The 24,267-nt window shown below is 71.1% G+C and carries 18 protein-coding genes; 11 read left to right on the top strand and 7 right to left on the bottom strand.

Annotated features, from left to right (window positions below):
* The first annotated feature begins 91 nt into the window (after positions 1–91).
* The 4 genes from ABZ823_RS11285 (at position 92) to ABZ823_RS11270 (ending at position 4,999) form a co-directional block, all read left to right on the top strand.
* Positions 92–982 carry an alkaline phosphatase family protein gene (locus tag ABZ823_RS11285; protein ID WP_361657046.1) on the top strand — a complete coding sequence of 297 codons (891 nt, stop codon included), beginning with the start codon at positions 92–94 and terminating at the stop codon, positions 980–982.
* A gap of 1 nt (position 983) precedes the next feature.
* The gene (locus ABZ823_RS11280) at positions 984–2,312 is read left to right on the top strand and encodes an MFS transporter (RefSeq protein WP_361657043.1); all 1,329 of its coding nucleotides are present in this window, start codon (positions 984–986) and stop codon (positions 2,310–2,312) included.
* Complete coding sequence (locus tag ABZ823_RS11275) at positions 2,309–3,325, top strand: TolB-like translocation protein (RefSeq protein ID WP_361657040.1); 1,017 nt, start codon at positions 2,309–2,311, stop codon at positions 3,323–3,325. Before ABZ823_RS11280 ends, ABZ823_RS11275 begins: the two co-directional genes overlap by 4 nt.
* Before the next feature lie 255 nt (positions 3,326–3,580).
* On the top strand, positions 3,581–4,999 hold the full coding sequence (locus ABZ823_RS11270) for a sugar porter family MFS transporter (RefSeq protein ID WP_361657037.1): 1,419 nt from the start codon (positions 3,581–3,583) through the stop codon (positions 4,997–4,999).
* A gap of 154 nt (positions 5,000–5,153) precedes the next feature.
* On the opposite strand, the gene ABZ823_RS11265 is transcribed toward ABZ823_RS11270, so the two are convergent.
* Positions 5,154–6,515 (bottom strand): glutamine synthetase family protein, encoded by a 1,362-nt coding sequence (locus tag ABZ823_RS11265; RefSeq protein ID WP_361657034.1) that lies wholly within the window; start codon positions 6,513–6,515, stop codon positions 5,154–5,156.
* A gap of 561 nt (positions 6,516–7,076) precedes the next feature.
* Here ABZ823_RS11265 and ABZ823_RS11260 point away from each other — a divergent pair.
* The 3 genes from ABZ823_RS11260 (at position 7,077) to ABZ823_RS11250 (ending at position 10,550) form a co-directional block, all read left to right on the top strand.
* Positions 7,077–7,766 (top strand): DUF3105 domain-containing protein, encoded by a 690-nt coding sequence (locus ABZ823_RS11260; RefSeq protein ID WP_361657032.1) that lies wholly within the window; start codon positions 7,077–7,079, stop codon positions 7,764–7,766.
* On the top strand, positions 7,763–8,386 hold the full coding sequence (locus ABZ823_RS11255) for a DUF305 domain-containing protein (protein ID WP_361657029.1): 624 nt from the start codon (positions 7,763–7,765) through the stop codon (positions 8,384–8,386). The genes ABZ823_RS11260 and ABZ823_RS11255 overlap by 4 nt, the downstream gene beginning before the upstream one ends.
* A 223-nt stretch (positions 8,387–8,609) precedes the next feature.
* Positions 8,610–10,550, top strand: coding sequence for a S53 family peptidase (locus ABZ823_RS11250; protein WP_361657026.1), 1,941 nt, complete (start codon positions 8,610–8,612; stop codon positions 10,548–10,550).
* A 77-nt stretch (positions 10,551–10,627) separates the two neighbouring features.
* On the opposite strand, the gene ABZ823_RS11245 is transcribed toward ABZ823_RS11250, so the two are convergent.
* A complete protein-coding gene (locus tag ABZ823_RS11245) occupies positions 10,628–10,780 on the bottom strand; it encodes a hypothetical protein (RefSeq protein WP_361657024.1) in 153 nt (50 codons plus the stop codon).
* Positions 10,781–10,948: 168 nt separating this feature from the next.
* Here ABZ823_RS11245 and ABZ823_RS11240 point away from each other — a divergent pair, with 168 nt between their 5' ends.
* A complete protein-coding gene (locus tag ABZ823_RS11240; RefSeq protein ID WP_361657021.1) occupies positions 10,949–12,703 on the top strand; it encodes an NAD+ synthase in 1,755 nt (584 codons plus the stop codon).
* Positions 12,704–12,808: 105 nt separating this feature from the next.
* On the opposite strand, the gene ABZ823_RS11235 is transcribed toward ABZ823_RS11240, so the two are convergent.
* From ABZ823_RS11235 to ABZ823_RS11220, 4 genes are all read right to left on the bottom strand, one after another.
* Entirely contained in the window at positions 12,809–14,029 is a 1,221-nt protein-coding gene (locus ABZ823_RS11235) for an MFS transporter (protein WP_361657018.1), read from the bottom strand.
* Positions 14,030–14,114: 85 nt separating this feature from the next.
* Entirely contained in the window at positions 14,115–15,152 is a 1,038-nt protein-coding gene (locus ABZ823_RS11230; protein WP_361657015.1) for an endonuclease/exonuclease/phosphatase family protein, read from the bottom strand.
* A 180-nt stretch (positions 15,153–15,332) separates the two neighbouring features.
* Complete coding sequence (locus ABZ823_RS11225) at positions 15,333–15,953, bottom strand: TetR/AcrR family transcriptional regulator (protein ID WP_361657013.1); 621 nt, start codon at positions 15,951–15,953, stop codon at positions 15,333–15,335.
* A 104-nt stretch (positions 15,954–16,057) separates the two neighbouring features.
* Positions 16,058–17,650, bottom strand: a complete 1,593-nt coding sequence (locus ABZ823_RS11220; RefSeq protein WP_361657010.1) for an MFS transporter — start codon at positions 17,648–17,650, stop codon at positions 16,058–16,060.
* Positions 17,651–17,883: 233 nt separating this feature from the next.
* Here ABZ823_RS11220 and panB point away from each other — a divergent pair, with 233 nt between their 5' ends.
* From panB to ABZ823_RS11205, 3 genes are all read left to right on the top strand, one after another.
* Positions 17,884–18,771 carry a 3-methyl-2-oxobutanoate hydroxymethyltransferase gene (panB, locus tag ABZ823_RS11215; RefSeq protein ID WP_361657007.1) on the top strand — a complete coding sequence of 296 codons (888 nt, stop codon included), beginning with the start codon at positions 17,884–17,886 and terminating at the stop codon, positions 18,769–18,771.
* 234 nt (positions 18,772–19,005) lie between these two features.
* Entirely contained in the window at positions 19,006–20,031 is a 1,026-nt protein-coding gene (locus tag ABZ823_RS11210; protein ID WP_361657004.1) for an ATP-binding cassette domain-containing protein, read from the top strand.
* Positions 20,028–20,849, top strand: a complete 822-nt coding sequence (locus tag ABZ823_RS11205) for an ABC transporter permease (RefSeq protein ID WP_361657001.1) — start codon at positions 20,028–20,030, stop codon at positions 20,847–20,849. Before ABZ823_RS11210 ends, ABZ823_RS11205 begins: the two co-directional genes overlap by 4 nt.
* A gap of 26 nt (positions 20,850–20,875) precedes the next feature.
* On the opposite strand, the gene ABZ823_RS11200 is transcribed toward ABZ823_RS11205, so the two are convergent.
* Positions 20,876–24,244, bottom strand: coding sequence for a BTAD domain-containing putative transcriptional regulator (locus ABZ823_RS11200; protein ID WP_361657527.1), 3,369 nt, complete (start codon positions 24,242–24,244; stop codon positions 20,876–20,878).
* Positions 24,245–24,267 lie beyond the last annotated feature (23 nt).

Below are 24,267 nucleotides of genomic sequence, written 5' to 3'. Positions count from 1 at the left end.
GGGGTGAGACGGCGTGAGGCCACGGAACGTTGGCGTGTGCATGCTCTGTCCGCACCGTCACCCCCGTACCCTCCCCCCTCCGGAGGTTCAAGTGTCCGGCAGTTCCGTCTACCGCCGTACCCGCGCCGCAGTGGCATCCGCCACGGCCCTCGCCGCAGCAGCGATCGGGCTGTGGGCCGGGATCGGCGGCGAGTCCCCCGCACACGCCGCGGGCGCCGTGCCCAGCCCGGACCATGTGGTCGTCGTGGTCTTCGAGAACCACGCCTACAGCCAGGTGATCGGCTCCTCCAGCGCTCCGTACATCAACTCGCTGAAGTCCGGCGGCGCCAACCTGACCCAGTCGTACGCCGAGACCCACCCCAGCCAGCCCAACTACTTCGCGCTGTTCTCCGGCTCCACCCAGGGCATCACGGACGACAGCTGCTACACGCCCGGCTTCTCCTCCGCCCGCAACCTGGCCTCCGAGCTGATCGCCGCGGGCCGGACCTGGGCGAGCTACAACGAGACGCTGCCCAGCCAGGGCTCGACCACGTGCAGCAGCGGCAACTACGCGCGCAAGCACAACCCCTGGTTCGGTTTCAGCAACGTGCCCACGTCGACCGCGAAGACCTTCGCGCAGTTCCCCACCGACTACTCGACGCTGCCTCAGGTCTCCTTCGTGGTCCCCAACCTGTGCAGCGACATGCACGACTGCTCGGTGTCGACCGGTGACACCTGGCTGAAGAACAATCTGGGCGCGTACGCCACCTGGGCCAACACCCACAACAGCCTGCTCGTCGTCACCTTCGACGAGGACAACCGGCTCAGCGGCAACCGCATCCCCACGGTTCTGTACGGCCAGCCGGTCGCGGCCGGGTCCAGCAGCTCCACCACGTACAACCACTACGACCTGCTGCGCACCCTGGAGGACACCCAGGGCCTGACCACGCACGCGGGCAACGCGGCCTCCGCCAAGGACATCACCGGCATCTGGGCGCCCTGACGTGTACGTAGCGGACAGCCGCGCCGGCTCCCCATCGGCACCGGCGTCCGCGGACGGCGCCGTCCGGCCCCCCGCCGGGCGGCGCCGCGCCGCGGTCGCTCCCACGGTGTTCGCGCTGGGCACGGTCAGCCTGGTCACCGACGTCTCCTCCGAGATGGTCACGGCGGTGCTCCCGCTGTACCTGGTGGCGGGCCTCGGCCTGTCCCCGCTGGGCTTCGGGCTCCTGGACGGCATCCACAACGGTTTCTCCGCGCTCGTACGGCTGGCCGGGGGCCATCTGGCCGACCGGGGCGGGGGACGTCACAAGTGGGTGGCGGGCCTCGGCTACGGCATCTCGGCGCTGTGCAAACCCCTCCTGCTGCTCGCGCACACCCTCACCCCCATCGGCCTGGTCCTGGCCGCCGACCGCACAGGCAAGGGCCTGCGGACGGCCCCCAGGGACGCGCTGATCTCCCTCTCCAGCACGCCGGAGAACCGGGGCCGCGCCTTCGGCGTGCACCGGGCGATGGACACGGCGGGCGCGCTGCTCGGGCCGCTCGTGGCGTTCCTGATCCTGCGGGCCACGGTGGACGGGTACGACGCGGTGTTCACGGTGAGCTTCTGCGTGGCCGTGGCGGGCGTACTGGTGCTGGTCCTGTTCGTGCCGGGCGGCGGGTCCCGCACGCCGCGCGCCGCGGAACCCGGTGACGGCCCCCGGCCGACCCTGCGTGCCGCCCTGTCCCTCCTGCGCCGCCGCGAGCTGCGCCGGATCACGGTCTGCGCGCTGCTGCTGGGCCTTGCCACGGTCAGCGACTCATTCGTCTATCTGCTGCTGCAACGGCGCCTCGGTGTCCCCGACCGCTGGTTCGCGCTGCTTCCGCTGGGTACGGCGGCGGCGTTCCTGGTCCTGGCGGTGCCGCTGGGGAGGCTCGCGGACCGGGTGGGCCGCTGGCGGATCTTCCTGGCGGGCCACGGGGCGCTGCTCCTCGCGTACGGCCTGCTGCTCACCTCATGGCACTCCGCCGCGCTGCCGTACGCCGTGCTCGCCCTGCACGGCGGCTTCTACGCGGCGACCGACGGGGTGCTGATGGCGGCGGCGTCGGACGGCGTACCGGAGGCGTTGCGCTCCTCCGGTCTCGCCCTGGTGCAGACGGGTCAGGCGCTGGCCCGGTTCGCCTGCTCACTGGGGTTCGGAGCGCTCTGGACGGTGTGGGGCGACCGCAGCGCGCTCCTGGCGTCGACGGCGGCGCTGGCGGTGTGCGCGGCCTTCTCCCTGGCCCTTCGCCCGCGAGCCACGGCGACCCACCCTGCGCAGACCACGGCGGCCCACCCCCCGGGAGGCACGGCATGACGGTACGCACCCGCATCCTGGTCCTGCTGTCGGCGCTCGTGGTGCTGACCGGCGTCGCCACGGCCTCGGTGCTGCACGCGTCGGCGCGGGCGGAGCGCAGAGACCAGCCCCGGGCGGGCGGCCCGAGGATCGCCTCCGGGGCGGTCACCCTGACGGAGCCCGGCCGCCTGGTCTTCCGGAACATGGCGTGGGGGCCGCACCGCGACGAGCTGGTGGCGACCCCCGCCACGGACCCCGCCGGCCCGCGGACGGCATCCCGCATCAAGTGCCTGCGCTTCTACGCGGCTTCCGGCACCGGGATCTGCCTCCAGTCGGTGCACGGCCCGGTCTCGGACACCTACCGCGCGGTGATCCTCGACGCCTCCCTGCGCCTCCGGGCCCGCTACGACGTCCCGGGCATCCCGTCGCGCGCCCGGGTCTCCCCGAGCGGCCGCTATGCGGCGTGGACGGCCTTCGTGGGCGGCGACTCGTACGCGGGTACGAACTTCTCGACTCGTACGGCGATCGTGGACACCCGCACCGGTGCGCTCACCCCGTCCCTTGAGGCGTACCGGATCGTCAAGGACGGCAGGACGTACCGGGCGGCGGACACGAACTTCTGGGGCGTGACCTTCGCCTCCGACGACCGCGCGTTCTACGCGACGCTCGCCACGCACGGGACGACGTATCTGGTCCGCGGCGACCTGCGCAGCCACACGGTGACCACCCTGCACACGAATGTGGAGTGCCCGTCCCTGTCCCCCGACGGCACCCGGATCGCGTTCAAGAAACGCGTGCGGGGCCTGCCGAAGGACGCCCCCTGGCGCCTGTACGTCCTGGATCTGCGCACGCTCCGGGAGACACCGCCGGCGGAGCGCCGCAGCGTCGACGACCAGGCCGTGTGGCGGGACGACCACACCCTGGTCTACGCACTCCCCGGCGACTACGGGGCGGACCTGTACGAACTCCCGGCGGACGGCTCGGGCACGCCGCGGCGCATCAGCACGGCGGCCGTGTCCCCGGCCTACCTCTGATGCACGCCCGAACCTGCCAGCACTGTCGTCGACGAGTGTGACGTGGTTGGTGAGGGGCCCGCTGTCGATCGTGGAGAGGATACGGAAGGGCGGCCAGGCGCTCATGACCTGGGTCCTGCCGCTGTCCTTGAGCGTGAATGCGGCACCCGGGCCACGTCGGTGCCGTCCCGGCTCACCGAGGTGCGCGGCTCAGTCGGGTCCCGCTCCTCTGGGTGCAAGATGGAACAAGAGGGGGTTCGCCGCTCTGGAGGAGCCATGCCCTCAGCCCTCGCCACAGCGAAGGCGCCACCGGTCAAGGAGCTGAACGGGCGCATGCTGATGGCGGCCGTGGTATCCGCGGTCAGCGGAATGCTGTACGGCTACGACACGGGCATCATCTCCGGTGGGCTGCTGCAGATCTCCAGGGAGTTCCACATCGGGACCGGCATGAAGGAGGTCATCGCGGCCGGGATCCTGCTGGGCGCCGTGATCGGAGCCCTCACCTGCAGTGTGCTGTCCGAGCGCATCGGTCGGCACCGCACCATCCTGCTGATCTGCTCGGTGTTCATTCTGGGCAGTGTGACCTGCTCGCTCGCCCCTACAGCGGTCACCCTGGCCCTGTTCCGGGTACTGCTCGGCTTCGCCGTCGGCGGCGCGACCCAGACCGTGCCCATGTACGTGGCCGAGCTGGCGCCCAAGAGGATCCGCGGACGGCTCGTCCTCTGCTTCCAGCTCGCCATCGGTGTCGGCATCGTCATCGCGACGCTGGTGGGCGCGAGCCAGTCGGTGTCGTGGCGGGCGGCGATCGGCGTAGCCGCCGTACCGGCACTGGTGATGCTGATCCTGCAGTTGCGCCTGCCCGAGAGCCCGCGGTGGCTGGTCCTGAAATACCGCCGCGCGGACGAAGCGGCAAAGGTGCTCGAGCAGATGCGGCCCGATGGATACGACATCTCCTCCGAGCTCCAGGAGATCGTGGCCCTGGAGGGACGCCGGCAGCGGACCAGCAGCGAGCACCGCGGGTGGAGGGGGCTGCGGCAGCCATGGGTGCGGCCGGCCTTGGTGGTCGGCTGCGGCATCGCCGTCTTCACCCAGCTGTCCGGCATCGAAATGATCATTTACTACGCCCCGACCATCCTGACCGACAACGGATTCTCCAAGACGGTCGCCCTGTGGGTCAGCGTGGCGCTGGGCGTGACCTACCTGGTGATGATGGTGGTCGGCCTGGTGATCGTGGACAAGGTCGGGCGGCGCCGGCTGACCCTGGTCATGGTGCCCGGGGCGGCACTCAGCCTGTTCGCGCTGGGCGCCTTCTTCGTCACCGGCCACTCCGACCGCGCATATGTGCCATCCATCGTCGCCTGCCTGCTGGTCTTCATGTTCTTCAACGCCGGCGGGCTCCAGCTGATGGGCTGGCTGACCGGCTCCGAGATCTATCCGCTGGCGGTGCGTGCCGCCGCCACAGCCGTGCAGTCGGCCACGTTGTGGGGCACGAACCTGGTGATCACGCTGACCTTGCTGACGATGATCAGCGTCTTCGGTGTGGGTCAGGTGTTCTGGATCTACGGGATGTTCAACGTCGCGGCATGGCTGTTCGTGTGGTGGCGGATGCCGGAGTTCTCCGGGCACAGCCTCGAGGACATCGAGAGGCATCTCAGGAGTGGGAAGTTCCGCCCCCGCGACTTCGTCCGCGTCTGACGCGAGCCACGCGGCGCGGTGGGCCAACGGTCCGCGACCGTCGGCCCCACGTGCGGACTCCGGGGCCAAGAAGCGGTAGGAAGCCACGGGGCCGTCGGTCCATGACCGACGGCCCCAGACGCAGAGTCGGTGGCGAGCCCGCCCTGACCCGCGCCTACAGCACCGGCAGGTTCTTCCGCAGCTCGAACGCCGTGACCTCGCTGCGGTACTCCTCCCACTCCTGCTTCTTGTTGCGCAGGAAGAAGTCGAAGACGTGCTCGCCCAGTGTTTCGGCGACGAGGTCGCTGCGCTGCATCAGGGCGAGGGCCTCGCCGAGGTTCTGCGGGAGGGGCTCGATGCCCATGGCCCGGCGCTCGGCGTCCGTGAGCGCCCACACGTCGTCCTCGGCGCCCGGCGGCAGCTCGTAGCCCTCCTCGATGCCCTTCAGGCCGGCGGCCAGCAGGACCGCGTAGGCCAGATAGGGGTTGGCGCCCGAGTCGAGCGAGCGGACCTCGACCCGCGCCGAGCCGGTCTTGCCCGGCTTGTACATCGGGACGCGGACCAGGGCGGAGCGGTTGTTGTGGCCCCAGCAGATGTACGACGGCGCCTCGCCGCCCGCGCCCGCGGTGCGCTCGGAGCCGCCCCAGATGCGCTTGTAGGAGTTCACCCACTGGTTGGTGACCGCCGAGATCTCCGCCGCGTGGTGCAGCAGGCCCGCGATGAAGGAGCGGCCCACCTTCGAGAGCTGGTATTCGGCGCCCGACTCGTAGAACGCGTTGCGATCGCCCTCGAAGAGGGACAGGTGCGTGTGCATACCGGAGCCGGGGTGCTCCGAGAACGGCTTCGGCATGAACGTCGCCTGCACGCCCTGCTCCAGCGCCACCTGCTTCATGATCAGGCGGAACGTCATGATGTTGTCGGCCGTGGAGAGCGCGTCCGCGTAGCGCAGGTCGATCTCCTGCTGGCCCGGCGCACCCTCGTGGTGGGAGAACTCGACCGAGATGCCCATCGACTCCAGCATCGTGATCGCCTGGCGGCGGAAGTCCATGCCGACGTTCTGGGGGGTGTGGTCGAAGTAGCCGGAGTTGTCCGCGGGGGTGGGGCGGGTGCCGTCGAGGGGGCGGTCCTTCAGCAGGAAGAACTCGATCTCCGGGTGGGTGTAGAAGGTGAAGCCCAGGTCGGAGGTGCGGGCGAGGGCGCGCTTGAGGACGTAGCGCGGGTCCGCGAAGGACGGGGAGCCGTCCGGCATGAGGATGTCGCAGAACATACGGGCCGTGCCCGGCGCCTCGGCCCGCCAGGGCAGGACCTGGAACGTCGAGGGGTCCGGCTTGGCGATCATGTCGGACTCGTAGACGCGGGCGAAGCCCTCGATCGCGGAGCCGTCGAAGCCGATGCCCTCGTCGAAGGCCTGCTCCAGTTCGGCGGGCGCCACGGCCACGGACTTGAGGAAGCCCAGCACGTCCGTGAACCACAGACGTACGAAACGGATGTCGCGCTCCTCCAACGTCCGGAGTACGAACTCCTGCTGCTTGTCCATCTTCCGCTTCCCCATTCTTGCTGGTCAGGCCGCCTGTCCCCGATACGGCGGGAGAGACGGTCGGGCACCTGAACATCCCACCACAACACCGTTTCATGCACGTTGCGAACCTTGATCGGCGGACCGACTCCGGACTGAACGCCTTACTTCGGCGGGTGTTCCGCTCTGCCGCCCATCTTGCCTGCTCGTCGGCCCATCCGTAATGGCCGACCGCGTCCGGCTTCCCTATGGAAAATTGCATCTCACCGAGCAGCGTGGCGTCCGCAGGGGGCACGGTGCGCGACGACCTTGGCGGCGTGCGCGTGGGGCACGTCCATGCCCGTCGCGACCTCGCGGGCTGCACTCACCCGGCGGCGCCAGCCGCGTCAGAACGCGCAACGCGAGGTCGGTGGAGTGCAACAGCCGCATGCCTCAGCGTAAAGAATGCGCATCTCGCTTTCGAATTATCGGAACGAAAGCCGCTTCTTCGGTCATCCGCGTGTCCGGCCTCCATCCGGGCCCTCCCCTCCCACTACCATCAGCGGTCCCGAACGTCCTCCCTTCCCCCCAAAAGGACTGGCCATGGGTTCCGCCAACAAGACCGGCTCCGCCGACCGCAAGGCCCGGATAGAGGAGATGCGTCGCGCAGAGCGCGCCCGGGACAGGCGCAACCGGATCCTCACGATCGCGGCCAGTGCGGTCGTCGTCGGCGGTCTTGTCGTCGGCGGTGTCGTCCTCATCCAGTCGCAGAACGGCGACAAGGCCGTCGCCCAGTCGCAGAGCGACGACAAGGCCGTCGCGAAGAGCCCGGGCCAGGGCCACTTCGTCAGCGGCGCGGACGGTGTCAGGACGTGGAAGGGCACGCTGGGCCGCACCCACACCACGAAGACCGTGACCTACCCCATGGAGCCCCCGGTGGGCGGCAACCACCACCCGGTGTGGCAGAACTGCGACGGCGACGTCTACGGCAAGCCGGTCGACAACATGAACGCCGTGCACTCCCTGGAGCACGGCGCGGTCTGGGTGACGTACAACAGCAAGGCCGCCAAGGCCGACGTCGACGCGCTCGCCGCCAAGGTCAGGAAGACGCCGTACACACTGATGAGCCCGGTCGAGGACCAGAAGGACCCCATCATGCTTTCCGCCTGGGCCCACCAGCGCTCGGTGAAGAGCGCGGGCGACCCGGCCGTGGACGCCTTCTTCGCCCGGTTCGTCCAGGGCGCCCAGACGCCCGAGCCGGGCGCCGCCTGCACGGGCGGGCTGGGCCAGTGAGGCACATCGGCTGGATCGCCGGGTGCGCCGCGGCCGCGCTCGTCGCGGCGGGGGCGATCACCTACGCGGTCGCGGAGGACGCCGGGGCCACGACGAAGGTGCCCACCGCCGACTCGGCGGACGCGGGCTTCGCGCGGGACATGGCGGTCCACCACCAGCAGGCCGTGGAGATGTCGTACATCGTGCGTGACCGCACGAGCAACGAGGAGGTGCGCCGGCTCGCGTACGACATCGCGCAGACGCAGGCCAACCAGCGCGGCATGCTGCTGGGCTGGCTCGATCTGTGGGCACTGCCGAAGGTGTCCGCCGATCCGCCGATGACCTGGATGGGCATGGGCGACATGGCCTCGGACAAGGACGGTGCCCTGATGCCGGGCATGGCCACCGACACCGAGCTGAGGAAGCTGAACACGCTGCGGGGCACCCAGGCCGAGATCCTCTACCTCCAGCTGATGACCGATCACCACAAGGGCGGTATCCACATGGCCGAGGGCTGCGTCGCCAAGTGCACCGTGGGCGTGGAGAAGAGGCTCGCGCAGGGCATGGTCGACGCACAGCAGTCGGAGATCGAGCTGATGTCGACGATGCTCAAGGAGCGGGGCGCGAGGCCGCGCGACTAAGGGCCCTCCCTGTTCAATGAGGCCCTCCGTGCCCAATCGGGTCAAATACCCCATATCCATGGCCACTTGAGGTCTTCTTGGCCTTTTCATTCCCCTGGCATGAACCGTTCATCGAAAGAGTGGCCCCCGTCCTGTGATCCCTTCACCTCGCCGTCACCGCGCGGTGGTCTACGCGGATCACAGGCCGACCACTCCATGCGACGAACCGCATCCAGGGGGTTTTATGAGATCCAACCGCGCCAAGGCGCGCGCCGGCGTGAGCCTGGCAGCGACACTGCCGCTGCTCACCGGCGCACTGGCGCTCGGCATACCCGCGGCGCACGCCGCGGACAACCCCGGCCGGGCCTCGCTCACGGGTACCAAGCCCGTGTGGGCCACGGCCAAGGCGGACAAGGGCACCGCCTCCGACAGCGCGCAGGTCTCCGCCCGCGTCTACCTCGCGGGCCGTGACGCCGCGGGCCTCGCCGCGTACGCCAAGGCCGTCTCCGACCCGAGCTCGCCGCTGTACGGCAAGTACCTCAACGCCCGGCAGGCGCAAGCGCGCTTCGGCGCGACCAAGGCCCAGGTGGCCGCGGTCACGTCGTGGCTGAAGTCCTCGGGCCTCAAGGTGACCGCCGTCACGCAGCACTACGTCGCCGTCACGGGTGACGTGGCCGCCGCCGAGAAGGCGTTCGGCACCGAGCTGCACAACTACACCAAGGGCTCGAAGACCTACCGGGCGCCGTCGAAGACGGCCTCCGCTCCGGGGGCCCTCAAGGGTGCCGTCCTGACCGTCACCGGCCTGGACAACGCCCCGCACAAGGCGAGCCACAAGGACCAGCTGCCGCCGCCGGACGCCGTGTTCAGGAACTCCGGGCCGTTCTCCTCGTACCACGGCTCGAACATCGCGACGACGCTGCCGGACGCGTACGGCACCAAGATCCCGTACGCCGTCCGGGGCTACACCGGCAAGCAGCTGCGGGCCGCTTACGGCGCCGGGACGTCCACGGGCAAGGGCGTCCGGATCGCCATCACCGACGCCTACGCCTCGCCGACCATCGCCTTCGACGCGGCCACCTACGCGAACAAGCACGGCGACGCCGCGTACACCAGCAGCCAGCTGCGCCAGGTGCTGCCGGACCACTACACGAAGACCAAGGAGTGCGGGGCCGCCGGCTGGTACGGCGAGGAGACCCTCGACGTCGAGGCCGCGCACGCGGTCGCCCCCGCCGCGGACATCACGTACGTCGGCGCCGCCTCCTGCTACGACGACGACCTGCTCGACTCGCTCAGCAAGATCGTCGACAACCACCTGGCCGACATCGTCTCCAACTCCTGGGGCGACATCGAGGCCAACCAGACGCCGGACCTGGCGGCCGCCTACGACCAGGTCTTCCAGTTCGGCGCGGTGAAGGGCATCGGCTTCTACTTCTCCTCCGGCGACAACGGCGACGAGGTCGCCAACACCGGCACGAAGCAGGTCGACACCCCGGCCAACTCGGCGTGGGTGACCGCGGTCGGCGGCACCTCGCTGGCCGTCGGCAAGGGGGACTCGTACCTGTGGGAGACCGGCTGGGGCACCGAGAAGGCCTCGCTGTCCGCGGACGGCAAGAGCTGGGTGGGCTTCCCCGGCGCGTTCACCTCGGGCGCGGGCGGCGGCACCAGCAGGACCGTGCCGCAGCCGTACTACCAAAAGGGCGTCGTCCCGAAGGCGCTGGCCACGGCGAACAACGCCGCGGGCAACCGTGTCGTCCCGGACATCGCGGCGATCGCCGACCCCAACACCGGCTTCCTGGTCGGCCAGACGCAGACCTTCCCCGACGGGTCGCAGCGCTACAGCGAGTACCGGATCGGCGGCACCTCGCTCGCCGCGCCGGTGATCGCGGGCGTCCAGGCCCTGGCGCAGGAGGCGCTCGGCGGTAAGGCGATCGGCTTCGCCAACCCGGCGATCTACGCCAAGTACGGATCGAAGTCGTTCCACGACGTCACGGACCACCCGACGGGCTCCGGCCTCGCGGTGGCGCGTGTCGACTTCGTCAACGGCCTCGACGCGAGCGGCGGTCTGAGCACCTCCGTGCGCAGCCTCGGCGAGGACAGCTCTCTGAAGGCAGTGAAGGGCTACGACGACGTGACCGGCGTGGGCTCGCCCGCCCCGGGCTACGTCAACTCGTGGCGCCGCCACTGACCGGCGGCCCACCGCGGTGACCGCCTCGCGCCCGTCCCCCTCGCGGGGGCGGGCGCGCGTACGTGCGCGACCCGGGATCAGGACGAGGCGGGGCGGCCCGGCCCCTCGTCGTCGGCGCGGTAGGTCCTGGTCCAGGTGGCTCCGCACCGGCAGCGGGTCCGCTCGATCAGTTCCCCGTCCTCGGACACCCCGAGCCCCTCGTTGACGCGAACGTGTACATGCTCGCCCATAAAGCCTCACCTTTCGTTGTCCCGTGTCCGGACTTCGACCTCATCGTCCCCTTTGCCGCCGTCGATGGCAGTGCCCTGGGTCACATGCCCGGCCCCCGAGCGGGCCTCGGGCCGCCGCGTGGGCTGGGCCACACCCCATTGCGTCGCTTTGACGATTACACTGGGCGCGTGCCTCAACTACGCCTCGCCCTGAATCAGATCGACTCGACCGTCGGAGACATCGCCGGAAACATCGAGGCGATCGTCCGCTGGACCCGGCACTCCGCCGATCAGGGAGCGCACCTGGTGGCGTTCCCGGAGATGGCGCTGACCGGATATCCCGTCGAGGACCTGGCCCTGCGGTCGTCGTTCGTCGAGGCCTCGCGCACGGCCCTGAGGGACCTCGCCGCGCGTCTCGCCGGCGAGGGCCTCGGAGAACTGCCGGTGATCGTCGGCTACCTGGACCGCTCCGAGACCGCCCAGCCGAAGTACGGCCAGCCGGCCGGCGCCCCGCAGGACGCGGCGGCGGTGCTGCACCGCGGCGAGGTCGCCCTCACCTTCGCCAAACACCACCTGCCGAACTACGGCGTCTTCGACGAGTTCCGCTACTTCGTGCCCGGCGACACGATGCCCGTCGTGCGGCTGCACGGGATCGACGTCGCGCTCGCCATCTGCGAGGACCTGTGGCAGGACGGCGGCCGGGTGCCGGCCGCGCGCACCGCGAAGGCCGGGCTGCTGCTGTCGATCAACGCCTCCCCGTACGAGCGTGAGAAGGACGACACGCGCCTGGAGCTGGTGCGCAAGCGGGCGCAGGAAGCGGGCTGCACCACCGCCTACGGCGCCATGATGGGCGGACAGGACGAGCTGGTCTTCGACGGGGACTCGATCGTCGTCGGCCCGGACGGCGAGGTGATCGCGCGGGCACCGCAGTTCACCGAGGGCTGCGTGGTCCTGGACCTCGACCTGCCGGCGGCACAGCCGGACGCGCCGGAGGGGGTCGTCGACGACGGTCTGCGCATCGACCGCCTGGTGCTGTCCGAGGAGCCGCTGCCGCCGTACGAGCCCGAGCTGACGGGCGGCTACGCGGAGCGGCTCGAGGACGACGAGGAGGTCTACTCGGCGCTGGTGACGGGCCTGCGGGCGTATGTGACCAAGAACGGCTTCCGGTCCGTCCTCATCGGCCTCTCGGGCGGTATCGACTCGGCGCTGGTCGCGGCGATCGCGTGTGACGCGGTGGGCGCGGAGAACGTGTACGGGGTCTCGATGCCGTCCAAGTACTCCTCCGAGCACTCCAAGGACGACGCGGCGGAGCTGGCCCGGCGCACGGGTCTGCACTTCCGCACCGTCCCCATCGAGCCGATGTTCAGCGCCTACATGAACGCCCTCGGGCTCACCGGCCTGGCCGAGGAGAACCTGCAGTCCCGGCTGCGCGGCACGCTGCTGATGGCGATCTCCAACCAGGAGGGCCACATCGTGCTGGCACCCGGCAACAAGTCGGAGCTGGCGGTGGGCTACTCGACGCTGTACGGCGACTCGGTGGGCGCGTACGGCCCGATCAAGGACGTGTACAAGACGTCGGTCTTCCAGCTGGCGCGGTGGCGCAACCGTGCGGCCGCGGAGCGGGGCCAGACGCCGCCGATCCCGGAGAGCTCGATCACGAAGCCGCCGAGCGCGGAGCTGCGTCCGGGCCAGGTCGACACGGACTCGCTGCCCGACTACCCGGTCCTGGACGCGATCCTGGATCTGTACGTGGACCGGGACCAGGGCGCGGACGCCATCGTCGCGGCGGGCTTCGACCGCGACCTGGTGGTGAAGACGCTGCGCATGGTCGACGCGGCGGAGTACAAGCGCCGGCAGTACCCGCCGGGCACGAAGATCTCGGCGAAGGGCTTCGGCAAGGACCGCCGGCTGCCGATCACGAACCGGTGGCGCGAACGGGCGTGACCCTCGGCGGTCGGTGACGGGGGCGCGGGTGCGGGTGAGCGGCCCGTCCGGTGTTCGAGGACAGGCCGCTCGGGGCTCTGGGGGCCGTGGGCCCCCAGAGCCGCCTCAGCCGCGCACGCTCTCCACGTGCTCCGGTACGTGCGCCGCGACCAGCCGCTCCCGGCCGGGCCGAGGAGCATCCCGGCGACGGTCCGCGGCGTAGGCGACGCCCGCCACGGCAAGACCCAGCACCGCCAGCGCCGCGCCCGCGAGCGCCGGGGAGGTGACGCCCAGGCCCGCGGCCAGGGCGAGACCGCCGATCCAGGCGCCGCCCGCGTTGGCCAGGTTGAAGGCCGCCTGATTGGCCGAGGACGCCAGGGAGGGGGCGGCGGACGCCTTCTCCATGACCATGAGCTGGAGGGGGGAGCCGGTGACGAACGCGGCCATGCCCAGCAGGGCCACGCCGAGGGCCGCGCTCCACCCGGAGTTCATCAGCAGGGGGAACAGCCCCAGTACCGCCGCGAGCGCGATCAGGCCGCCGAAGAGGGTGCCGCGCAGCGAGTGGTCCGCGAGGCGGCCGCCCGCCAGATTGCCGATCGTCGCCCCCACGCCGAACAGGGCCAGGAGCAGGGTCACACTGGCCTCCGCGTAGCCCGCCGCGTCCGTCAGCATCGGCGTGATGTAGCTGTACGCCGCGAACAGCGCCCCGAAGCCCGCCACCGTCGTACCCAGCGCCAGCCAGACCGGCAGGGAGCGCAGGGGGGCCAGCTCGCTCCTCAGACCGCCGGCCGGGGCGTGGGTGGGATCGCGCGGGATCAGGAGGGCGAGCGACACGATCGCCGCCACGCCGATCGCACTGACGCCGAGGAACGTCGCCCGCCACCCGAGGTGCTGGCCCATCAGGGTGGCGACCGGCACGCCGGCGATGTTGGCGACCGTGAGGCCCATGAACATCAGGGACACCGAGCGTGCCTTGCGCTCGGGGGCGACCAGACCGGTCGCGACGACCGCGCCGACGCCGAAGAAGGCACCGTGCGGCAGTCCGCTCAGGAAGCGGGCGGCCAGCAGCCAGCCGTAGCCGGGCGCGAGGGCCGAGAGGGCGTTGCCCAGCACGAACAGGGCCATCAGGCCGATGAGGACCTTGCGGCGGGACAGCCGGGCGGTGACGGCGGCCAGCAGCGGCGCGCCGATCACCACGCCCAGGGCGTACGCCGAGACCAAGTGCCCGGCGGTGGGGATGGATATGTGCAGGTCGTCCGCGACATTGGGCAGCAGGCCCATCATCACGAACTCGGTGGTGCCGATGCCGAAGGCGCCCACGGCGAGGGCGAGCAGGGCCACGGGCATGAGGGACCTTTCAGAGCGGGTTCCGTACAGTTCGCTATATGTTCAGCTACGGAACAAATGGTCCCACGCCGAGTATTCCAACGGGTTAAGGCTCCGTGTCGATCTTCACCCGGGCCGCGACCGGGAGGTGGTCGCTCCCCGTGCGCGGCAGGGTCCACGAGCTCATCGGCTCCACGCCCCGGACCATGATCTGGTCGATCCGCGCCATCGGGAACGACGCCGGCCAGCTGAACCCGAAGCCGCTGCCCGCGGCGCCCTGCGTGGAGCGCATCTGCGAGGTGACGGCGTTGAGGGCGCGGTCGTTCATCGTGCCGTTGAGGTCGCCGAGCAGGATCACCCTGCTCAGCTCCTCGTCGGCGATGGCCTCGCCGAGCGCGTCCGCACTGGTGTCGCGCTGCCGCGCGGTGAATCCGGCCGCCAGCTTGACCCGCACCGAGGGCATGTGCGCGACGTAGACGGCGATCCGCCCCTCGGGCGTGTCCACGGTGGCCCGCATCGCGCGGGTCCAGCCCAGCTTGATGTCCACGGCCTTCACGTCGCCGAGGGGATATTTGCTCCACAGCCCGACCGTGCCCTGCACCGAGTGGTACTTGTACGTCGACGCCAGCGCCCGCTCGTAGACCGGGACCTCGGACGCCTTCAGCTCCTCCAGGGCCAGCACATCCGCTCCTGAGGCGGCCACGTCCCGGGCGGTGCCGGAGGGATCGGGGTTCTCGGCGTTGACGTTGTGCGTGGCGACGGTCAGATCGCCGCCGCTGCCGGTCTTGTCGCCGAGCAGCCCGCCGAAGAGGTTCAGCCAGACCGCCACCGGCACGAGCACGGCGATCAGCGCGGTCGCCGACCTCCGCACCAGCGCGAGGATCAGCAGCAAGGGGACACCCACGACACCGAGCCAGGGCAGGAACGTCTCGCTGAGACTGCCGAGGTTGCCGACGGCGTTGGGGATCTGCGCGTGCAGCAGCATCACCAGCGCGAGGAGGAGGGCGAGAGCGGCCACCACGATGCCGCGGCGCCAGATGCCGCGGCCGCCGCCCGGGCCCTGCAAGAGGCGCCGGAGCCGGGATCCTGGGCGGTGGGGATCCGTGCCGCCGCTGCCCGTCTCCGTCATGTACGCCTGCGCCATACGTCGCCTCACACCTTGCCGTGCCCACCGTCGTCCCCCCGGGTTATGACCCTAGGGGATGATCGGTCCGATCCCGCCGTCCCATGACGGCCGTACGGGGACGAGGACGAAGACGGCGGCTCGTGGAGTTCCGGACGCGGCACGAGAGGGGCCTTCTGTGACAAAACCCGCACACACCGGCTAGGAACTGACGGGCCGCAGCCCCTCCAGAACCGTGTCGACGATGCGCTCGGCGAGGCCCTCCTCCAGTTCGGCGCGGGGGCGCAGCACGGAGCGCACCAGCATGGGGCCGACGAGGATGTCGTTCATCAGGTCGATGTCCACGTCCCCTCGCAGCTCGCCGTTCTCCTGCCCGCGGCGCAGGACTTCGAGCCCGAGCCGGCGCCGGGGAGCGACGACGGTGGCGTGATAGGCGGCCCAGATCCTGGGGCTGCTCTTCATCTGGACGTGCACGTTGTGCAGGATCGCCGAGGAGCGGCTGGCCAGGCCGCGCTGCCGCAGCGACTCAAGGAGCATGACGAGGTCGTCGCGCATCGAGGTGCCGGGCAGTTCGGGGTCCTCGGGCTCGGTGGCTCGCATGACGTCGACGAAGAGGTCCTCCTTGTTGCTCCACCGGCGGTAGATGGTGGCCTTGCCGACTCCGGCGGTGCGGGCGATGCGCTCTATGGACAGGTCCGCGAGGGGCACACCCTCCTCGATGAGCTTCATCACACCTTCGATGATGGCCCGTTCGACGGCCTCGCTGCGGGGGCGTCCGCGCACGAGGCAGTCCTGCTGGGGTCGGCTGTCGGCGAGGCTCACGTTCGACTCCGTCCTTGCTTCGCTGGGGTCATTCTCCCCCGTGCGCACCATGCCGGACACCGGCACCTTGCCGGTGCCCGGCATTGACGCGCCGTCAGCGGCCGTCAGTGGTCCGCGGCCACCAACTCCGCCTCCCGCTCGCCACTCGGCGCGGTGGGCGTCTTCCCGGGCAGGAACAGCGCTACCACGATCGCGCCGAGCACCGCCACGCCCGCCCCGCACAGCGCCGTCACATGCATCGCGTGCAGGAAGGCGTCGTTGGCCGGGGAGACGAGGGCCTTGCCGTTCGGGCCGAGCTTCGCGGCCACGCCGAGCGTAGCCTCTATGGACTCGCCCGCGGTGTGCCGGAGACCGGCCGGGAGGGGGGCGAGCTTGTCCTCGATGCCGTCGCGGTACGCCGCCGACAGCACGGAGCCGAGCACGGCGATGCCGAGCGCGCCGCCGACCTGGCGGAAGGTGTTGCTGAGCGCGGAGGCGGAGCCCGCCTTCTCGCGCGGCAGCGCCTGCATGATGACGACGCTGGTCGGGGTCATGATGTGGGCCATGCCGGTGCCCATGAGGAAGAAGACGACCTCGAGGATCCAGATCGGCGTGTCCGCCTTCAGGGTGGCGAACGCGGCCAGCATCAAGGCGATGACGATCATGCCGGCGGTGGTCGTGGCCCGGTTGCCGAACCGGTCCACCAGCAGCCGGGCGCGGGGCGCGAAGATCATCTGCGCGGCGGCCAGCGGCAGCATCAGCAGACCCGTCTGCAACGGCGAGTAGCCCCGGACGCTCTGGGTGTAGAAGACGGAGAAGAAGGTCACGCCCATCAGCGCGAAGAAGACCAGCGCGATCGCGGCGATGGCGGCGGAGAAGACCTTGTTCTTGAAGTACGTGACGTCTATGGACGGATGGTCGCTGCGCTTCTCGAACACCACGAACAACGCGAGGACGGCGAGACCGGCGGCGATCGTCGACAGCACCTTGGTGTCGGTGAAGTCGGCGAGCTGGCCGCCCTTGATGATGCCGTAGACCAGCAGGACCAGGCCGATGACGGACAGGACCACGCCGATGGGGTCCACCCGGCCGGGGCGGGGGTCACGGGAGTCGGGGACCAGCCAGATCATCAGGGCGAGCGCGAGGATGACGATCGGCAAGTTGATCAGGAAGACGGAGCCCCACCAGAAGTGGGCGAGGAGCAGACCGCCGGTGATCGGTCCTATCGCGATGGCGAGGCCGACGCCGCCGGCCCAGATGCCGATGGCCTTGGGCTGCTCGTCCCGCTCGAAGACGTTCATGAGAACCGCCAGCGTCGCGGGCATCACGAAGGCCGCGCCGAGGCCCATGAGCGCGCGGAACGCGATGAGCTGGGCCGGGGAACCGGACTCGGCCGCGAGCGCCGACCCCGCGCCGAACACGGCGAGACCGGCCAGCAGCGTCTTCTTCCGGCCCAGGCGGTCGCCGAGGAGGCCCGCGGTGAACAGCAACCCGGCGAATACGAGTGTGTAGGCGTTGATGGCCCACTCCAGCTCGCTCTGGGTGGCACCGAGACCGGTCGGTGCCGGAGTGGAGATCGTCTTGATGGCGACGTTCAGGATGGAGTTGTCGAGCACCACGATCAGCAGGCTGAGCATCAGGACGCCGAGGATGGCCCATCGGCGCTGATGCACCGCCTCCGGCACCCGCCGTTCGACAGAGGCAGCTGGAGTAGTCATGGACACGAGCCTAGGACATTTACGAAACGGAACCGTCTCGTATCGAAACTCTTTACCAGGCCTTGAACTCTTTACGGGGACCTTGAGGACGGGTCGAGGGTGCCCCGGTCCGGCCGGCGCCCGGACTGACGCAGGCGCCTCCCCCCACTAGCCGCCCGTGGCACGAGGTGCCACCATGGGGTGATCCGGGGACGCCGTCAGGGCGCCTCGAGATAACGTGAGGAGCCGTTGCGATGACGCAGCTTCCGGCTGCCCAGGAGCAGCCCGTTCAGGGTGCGCTCAAGCCCTCCGACAGCAGCAAGGCGCTGTACGGGGGAAAAAGCACCCGCCGCATCACCGTCCGCGACATCACCGCCGCCAAGGAGCGCGGTGAGAAGTGGCCCATGCTCACCGCCTACGACGCGATGACCGCGTCCGTGTTCGACGAGGCCGGCATCCCGGTCATGCTCGTCGGCGACTCGGCGGGCAACTGCCACCTCGGGTACGAGACGACGGTACCCGTCACCCTGGACGAGATGACCATGCTCTCCGCCGCGGTCGTACGGGGCACCCGGCGCGCCCTGATCGTCGGCGACCTGCCCTTCGGCTCCTACCAGGAGGGCCCGGTGCAGGCGCTGCGCTCCGCCACCCGTCTGGTGAAGGAGGCCGGGGTCGGCGCGGTCAAGCTGGAGGGCGGCGAGCGTTCGCACCGCCAGATCGAACTGCTGGTGGAGTCCGGCATCCCGGTCATGGCGCACATCGGACTGACCCCGCAGTCGGTCAACGCGATGGGCTACCGCGTGCAGGGCCGGGGCGAGGAGGCCGCGGCGCAGCTGATGCGGGACGCCAAGGCGGTGCAGGACGCGGGCGCGTTCGCGGTGGTCCTGGAACTCGTGCCCGCCGAGTTGGCGGCCGAGGTGACGCGGATGCTGCACATCCCGACGGTCGGCATCGGCGCCGGTCCGGACACGGACGCGCAGGTGCTCGTGTGGACCGACGCGCTCGGCCTGACCGGGGGCCGCGTGCCGAAGTTCGTGAAGAAGTACGCCGATCTGCGCCAGATCATGGGCGACGCGGCAAGGGCGTTCGCCGAGGACGTCGTGGGCGGAACGTTCCCGCTCGAGGAGCACTCGGTGCACTGAGCGGCCACCGGGTCCGCCGACCGACCCACTGCGGGCCGTTTCAGGCCGGCCACGCAGTTCCCGCGCCCCCCTGACGGGGCGCCGCGACAGCCCGCCGATCTTCCCCCGTCGGCGGGCTGTCGCGCCTTCCCGGGTGGTGGTCGTGGCGGTCGTCGGGGAATCGTCGGCCGCTGTCGGTGATCCTGTAGGCGACCTGTCGGCGGTTTGTCGGTGGCGGCTGGCACCTTGGTCGGCATGACGCGAAACGACAACAACCCCAGCGAGGCCGCCCCGGGTGCGGCCGTCACCGTACGGGGGCTGGTCAAGCACTACGGCGAGACCAGGGCGCTGGACGGCGTCGACCTCGATGTGCGCGAGGGCACCGTGCTCGGCGTGCTCGGGCCGAACGGCGCCGGCAAGACCACCCTGGTCCGCTGCCTGTCCACCCTCATCACCCCGGACGCCGGCCACGCCACGGTCGCGGGCTACGACGTCGTCCGGCAGCCGCGCCAGACCCGGCGCGTGATCGGGCTCACCGGCCAGTACGCCTCGGTCGACGAGAAGCTCTCCGGCTACGAGAACCTGTACATGATCGGCCGGCTCCTCGACCTGCCCCGCAAGGAGGCCCGGGCCCGGGCCGACGGGCTGCTGGAGCGGTTCTCGCTCACGGAGGCCGCCCGGCGCCCGGCGCGCACCTACTCCGGCGGTATGCGGCGGCGGCTGGACCTCGCCGCCTCGATGATCGGGCATCCGGCCGTCCTGTACCTGGACGAGCCGACCACCGGCCTGGACCCCCGCACCCGGAACGAGGTGTGGACCGAGGTCAAGCGGATGGTCGCGGAGGGCGCGACCGTACTGCTCACCACCCAGTACATGGAGGAGGCCGAGCAACTGGCCTCCGAGCTGACCGTCATCGACCGCGGCAAGGTCATAGCGGGCGGCGGCATCGACGAGCTGAAGGCCAAGGTCGGCGGTCGCACGCTGCGCATCCGCCCGGCGGACCCGCGGGAGCTGCGCCCGACGGCCACGGCGCTCGACGAGTTCGGCCTCACCGGTCCCGGCCACGCGACCGTGGACGGCGAGACCGGCACCGTGCTCGTGCCGATCCTCAGCGACGAGCAGCTGACCGCGGTGGTCGGCGCGCTCACCGCCCGCGGTATCACGCTCGCCGGCATCGCCACCGAACTGCCCAGCCTGGACGAGGTGTTCCTGTCGCTCACCGGCCACCGGGCCGGCGCCACACAGGACGCGTCCCCCGCCCACGAGGAGGTCGCCGTATGAGCACGGCCACCGCCACCGCGCCCACCGCTCCGGTCGCCGACGCCCGCATCGGGCTGCGCGGCAATCTGCGCCACATCGGCGCTCTGGTCCGCCGCAACCTGCTGTGGATCCGCCAGGACCCGGAGTCGATGTTCGACGCGATCCTGTTCCCGATCGTCTTCTGTCTGCTGTTCGTGTTCGTCTTCGGCGGCGCGATCGCCGGAGCCGGCAACCGGGACGCCTACGTGAACTACGTGGTTCCCGGCCTGATGGCGATGATGGGCATGAACATCGCCCAGGGCGTCGGCACCGGATTCAACGAGGACTTCCAGAAGGGCGTGATGGACCGCTTCCGGTCCCTGCCCATCAGCCGGGGTTCCGTCCTGATCGCCAAGATCACCGTGGAGATCGGGCGGATGCTGGTCGCCACGGCGGTCCTGCTCGTGGTGGGCTTCCTGCTCGGCCTGTCGGTGTCGAACGTGCCCGGCCTGTTCGCGGCCATCGGCCTGTCGATGGTCTTCGGCTTCGGGGTCATGTGGATCTTTCTGACCCTGGGCGTGGTGATGAAGAGTGCCCAGGCCGTCCAAGGGATGGGATTTCTCGTGCTGATGCCGCTCCAGTTCGGTTCGTCGATCTTCGCCCCCACCAAGACCATGCCCGGCTGGCTCCAGGCCTTCACCGACTACAACCCGCTGTCGACGCTCGCGGACGCGGCCCGCGGCCTGATGAACGGCCACCAGCCCGTCGCCCACGACGTACTGATGACCCTCGCCTGGTCGGTCCTCCTCACGGCGGTGATGGCACCGATCGCCATCCGCAAGTTCACCACCAAGAGCTGATCCGGCCGGCGGCACCGTGATCCGCGTCAGACAAGGGCGGTGGCCTCCTCGACGGAGAGGCCACCGCCCTCCGCGTACGCGGCCTCGTACGCCGCGTCGCCCAGCACGGCCCGCGCGTCCGCCTCCGCCCTGGCCCGGGCCTCGCGCTCCATCGTTCCCTGGAAGTGGCCGAGCGGCAGCAGACCGTCGGCGGCACCCAGGCAGACCGCCGCGTTCCGGGCGCGGCTCCCGCCGCCGGCACCGACGAGCGCGATCGCGGCGGTCGTCAGGTGTATCGAGGCCAGGTGCGGCGCGATCATCACGGCCATCCGGTCCCCGGCCCGCCGCAGGGCCTGCCGCACCGTGGTCAGCGCCTGCGAGTATCGCTCCTCCAGCACGTCCAGCCAGGCGTCCAGACCGAGCACGATCCCGTCGAAGACCGGAAAGGTGATGGCGCTGAACTCGCTGCGCAGCAGGCGCACTTGATCGCGTGCCTCGGGTACCCGGCCGGTACGGCTGAGCCACCACGCCAGGGAGAGCCGGGCGAACGGATTGGCGTCGTTCGTCGTACCGTGGGCTTCCTCGATGACCTGGCGCAGCAGCCGCTCCCCCTGCTCTGCCTGCCCGGCCTCCAGCAGCACACTGCCGAGGCGGGCACCGAGCACGGCCATCTGGGAGTGGGCACCGAGCTGCTCGGCGTACTCCTGGGCGGCCCGGTAGTCGTCGGCGGCGGACAGGCAGTCGCCGCGCCGTTCACGGGCCTCGCCCCGGGCGGACAGAGCCTCGGCCGCGCCCCAGGCGTCCCCGAGCCGGCGGAAGATGTCCAGTGCCTCGTCCGCGTCCCGGGACGCGTCCCCCGACCAGTGGCTGCGGTTGGCGAGCATGTTGGCGCGCACCTGGAGGGTCTGCGCCAGCTCCCAGGTGTAGCCGAGTGCGCGGCAGGTGCGCACGGACTCGTCGAGCACCACGAGCATCCGCTCCAGGTCGGCGCCGAGCAGGACCGCGAAGAACCACAGGAAGCCGGGGACCCGGCAGGTCTGCGGCTGGCCGGGGCGGTACGTCTCGCTGATGACACGCAGCTTCTCCCGGGCCTGCGGCGTGTCCCACGCCTCGACCTCCAGGTCCATGCAGGCGAGATGCACGAGGTGGGCGCCGCGGCGGGCCTCGTCGAGGATCTCCGGGCGCATCGGCGGCGGGCTGTCGGTGCACCGCTCGGGCAGGTCCGGCACCGGCCGCGCGGGCGCGACGAAGGGGTCGGGGCCGAGCGCCATGACCGCGGTGGACCAGGTGCGGGCCTCGGCGCGCAGATCCCGCATCTGCCAGTACCAGCACAGCGAGAGCAGCAGGCACAGTGCCTCGTCCTCGTCGCGGGCGGCGACGGCATGGCGCAGGGCGGTGCGCAGGTTCTCGTACTCCACCTGGAGCCGTTCGATCGCGGCGCGCTGGGCGGAGGAGCGCAGCAACGGGTCCGTGGTGCGGGCCAGTTCCCGGTAGTAGGTGAGATGGGCGCGCTCGGCGTCGGGCCGTTCGCCCGACTCGTCGAGTCGTTCGCCCGCGTACTCGGCTACGGTCTCCAGGAGCCGGTAGCGCATCTCCCCCTCGCCCGAGGGAGCGGCCACCACAAGGGACTTGTCGACGAGCGAGCCGAGCACCTCCAGCGCGGCGGGGCCGCACACGGCCTCGGCCGCGGTGAGGTCGCAGCCGCCGGCGAAGACGGAAAGCCGGCGCAGCACCGCGCGTTCGTCCGCGTCCAGGAGGTCCCAGGACCAGTCGACGACGGCCCGCAGGGTCTGCTGCCGGGGCAGCAGGGTGCGGCTGCCGGAGGTGAGCAGCCGGAAACGGTCGTCGAGCCGGTCGGCGATCTGGCGCGGCGACAGCATCCGCAGCCGGGCCGCCGCCAGCTCGATGGCGAGCGGGAGTCCGTCCAGGCGGCGGCAGATCTCGGCGGCGGCCTCCGCTGTCCTGTCGTCGGCGTCGACACGGAAACCCGGCCGGGCGGCGGCGCCGCGGTCGGCCAGCAGTTTCAGCGCGTACGGCTGCGGCAGCGGCTCGACCGGGCGCAGCAACTCCCCCGGTACGCCGAGAGGTTCGCGGCTGGTGGCCAGCACGGTCAGCCCGGGGCAGCGTTCGAGGAGATGCTCGGCGAGGCGGGCGGCGGCGTCCACGACGTGCTCGCAGTTGTCGAGGATGAGCAGCATGCGCCGGCGCGCGCAGTGCTCGGCGAGCCGGACGAGCGGGTCGTCGTGCCGGTCGGCGACGACGCGCATCTCCTCGGCGCCCGCGCCGCGCAGCACGGTCTCGCGGGCCCCGACGGCGGTCAGCACGGCCTCGGGCACCGCCTCGGGGTCGTCGACGGGCGCCAGCTCGGCCAGCCACACCCCGTCCGGCGCGTCGTCCGCCACGGCCTCGGCTGCCTCCTGCGACAGCCGTGTCTTCCCGGCGCCGCCGGGCCCGAGCAGGGTCACGAGCCGGGCGGCCGCGAGGTCACGGCGCAGGGTGTCGATGTCGGTGTCCCGCCCGACGAAAGAGGTGAGGCGGGCCCGGAGGTTGCCGGGGCGCGGCGACGGGACGGGTCTCGACCCGCCAAGGAGCGCGGCGGCGGGCGGGGTGGTCGGCGGGGCGGCGCCTTGGGGGCTGATCGTGTGCGGCGGGACGGCGGGCGGCACCGATGCGGGGGTGCGCGGCACCTGCCCGTGCAGCAACTCCTCGTGCAGAGACCGCAGTTCCGGCCCCGGATCGGAACCGAGGCGGTCCGCCAGCAGCTGTCGTACGTCCTCGTAGGCGGCCAGGGCCTCCGCCGGGCGGCCCGCGTCGCGCAGCACGCGCAGACGCAGTGCCTGGAGGGACTCGTCGAACGGGTGCAGGTCGCACAGGGCGGTCAGCTCGGGCAGGTGCCGTTCCCCGTCGCCTAGGGCGAGGGCGGCGGCCAGACGGGCGCGCCGCGCGTCGAGGCGGCGGGTCTCCCAGCGGGCCGCTTCGGCGGCGCGGTCCGGGAGGTCGGCGAGGGAGGGCCCCTGCCACAGGGCGAGGGCGTCGTCGAGCACGACCGCCGCCTTCTCCGGGTCGCCGTCGGCCAGCGCCCGCAGCCCCTCGCCGGCGAGCCGCTCGAAGCGGTGCAGGTCGACGTCGTCCGGGGCCGCCGCCAGCCGGTAGCCGCCGTCCGCCGATTCCACCGCGTCCGCTCCGAGCGTCCGGCGCAGCCGCCCGACCAGCGCCTGGAGGGCGCCGGTGGCGTCGGCGGGCGGGTCGCCGTCCCACACCTCGTCGACGAGCAGGGCGACGGGGACCGGCCGTCCGGCCCGCAGGGCGAGCACGGTCAGCAGGGCACGCAGCCGGGCCCCGCCGACCGGGACGGGCGTGCCGTCGGCGCGGAGTGCCTGGGTGGTGCCGAGGATGCGATAGCGCACGGGATTCATTGTCTCCGGTAGCGAGGGGAGTA

This window comes from Streptomyces sp. NPDC047079 (assembly GCF_040643755.1).
In the GTDB taxonomy this organism is placed as follows: Bacteria; Actinomycetota; Actinomycetes; order Streptomycetales; family Streptomycetaceae; genus Streptomyces.
Note: the sequence above shows the minus strand (reverse complement) of the source record. Positions and strands in the feature narration are given on the sequence as shown.

What these genes read in the sequence shown, in the direction of transcription:
- ABZ823_RS11230 (WP_361657015.1), bottom strand. Translation starts at nt 15,152, where the DNA reads ATGGCGCAGGCGTACATGACGGAGACGGGCAGCGGCGGCACGGATCCC.
- ABZ823_RS11250 (WP_361657026.1), top strand. Translation starts at nt 8,610, where the DNA reads ATGAGATCCAACCGCGCCAAGGCGCGCGCCGGCGTGAGCCTGGCAGCG.
- ABZ823_RS11270 (WP_361657037.1), top strand. Translation starts at nt 3,581, where the DNA reads ATGCCCTCAGCCCTCGCCACAGCGAAGGCGCCACCGGTCAAGGAGCTG.
- ABZ823_RS11200 (WP_361657527.1), bottom strand. Translation starts at nt 24,244, where the DNA reads ATGAATCCCGTGCGCTATCGCATCCTCGGCACCACCCAGGCACTCCGC.
- ABZ823_RS11245 (WP_361657024.1), bottom strand. Translation starts at nt 10,780, where the DNA reads ATGGGCGAGCATGTACACGTTCGCGTCAACGAGGGGCTCGGGGTGTCC.
- ABZ823_RS11275 (WP_361657040.1), top strand. Translation starts at nt 2,309, where the DNA reads ATGACGGTACGCACCCGCATCCTGGTCCTGCTGTCGGCGCTCGTGGTG.
- ABZ823_RS11205 (WP_361657001.1), top strand. Translation starts at nt 20,028, where the DNA reads ATGAGCACGGCCACCGCCACCGCGCCCACCGCTCCGGTCGCCGACGCC.
- ABZ823_RS11235 (WP_361657018.1), bottom strand. Translation starts at nt 14,029, where the DNA reads ATGCCCGTGGCCCTGCTCGCCCTCGCCGTGGGCGCCTTCGGCATCGGC.
- ABZ823_RS11265 (WP_361657034.1), bottom strand. Translation starts at nt 6,515, where the DNA reads ATGGACAAGCAGCAGGAGTTCGTACTCCGGACGTTGGAGGAGCGCGAC.
- ABZ823_RS11210 (WP_361657004.1), top strand. Translation starts at nt 19,006, where the DNA reads ATGACGCGAAACGACAACAACCCCAGCGAGGCCGCCCCGGGTGCGGCC.
- panB (WP_361657007.1), top strand. Translation starts at nt 17,884, where the DNA reads ATGACGCAGCTTCCGGCTGCCCAGGAGCAGCCCGTTCAGGGTGCGCTC.
- ABZ823_RS11260 (WP_361657032.1), top strand. Translation starts at nt 7,077, where the DNA reads ATGGGTTCCGCCAACAAGACCGGCTCCGCCGACCGCAAGGCCCGGATA.
- ABZ823_RS11220 (WP_361657010.1), bottom strand. Translation starts at nt 17,650, where the DNA reads ATGACTACTCCAGCTGCCTCTGTCGAACGGCGGGTGCCGGAGGCGGTG.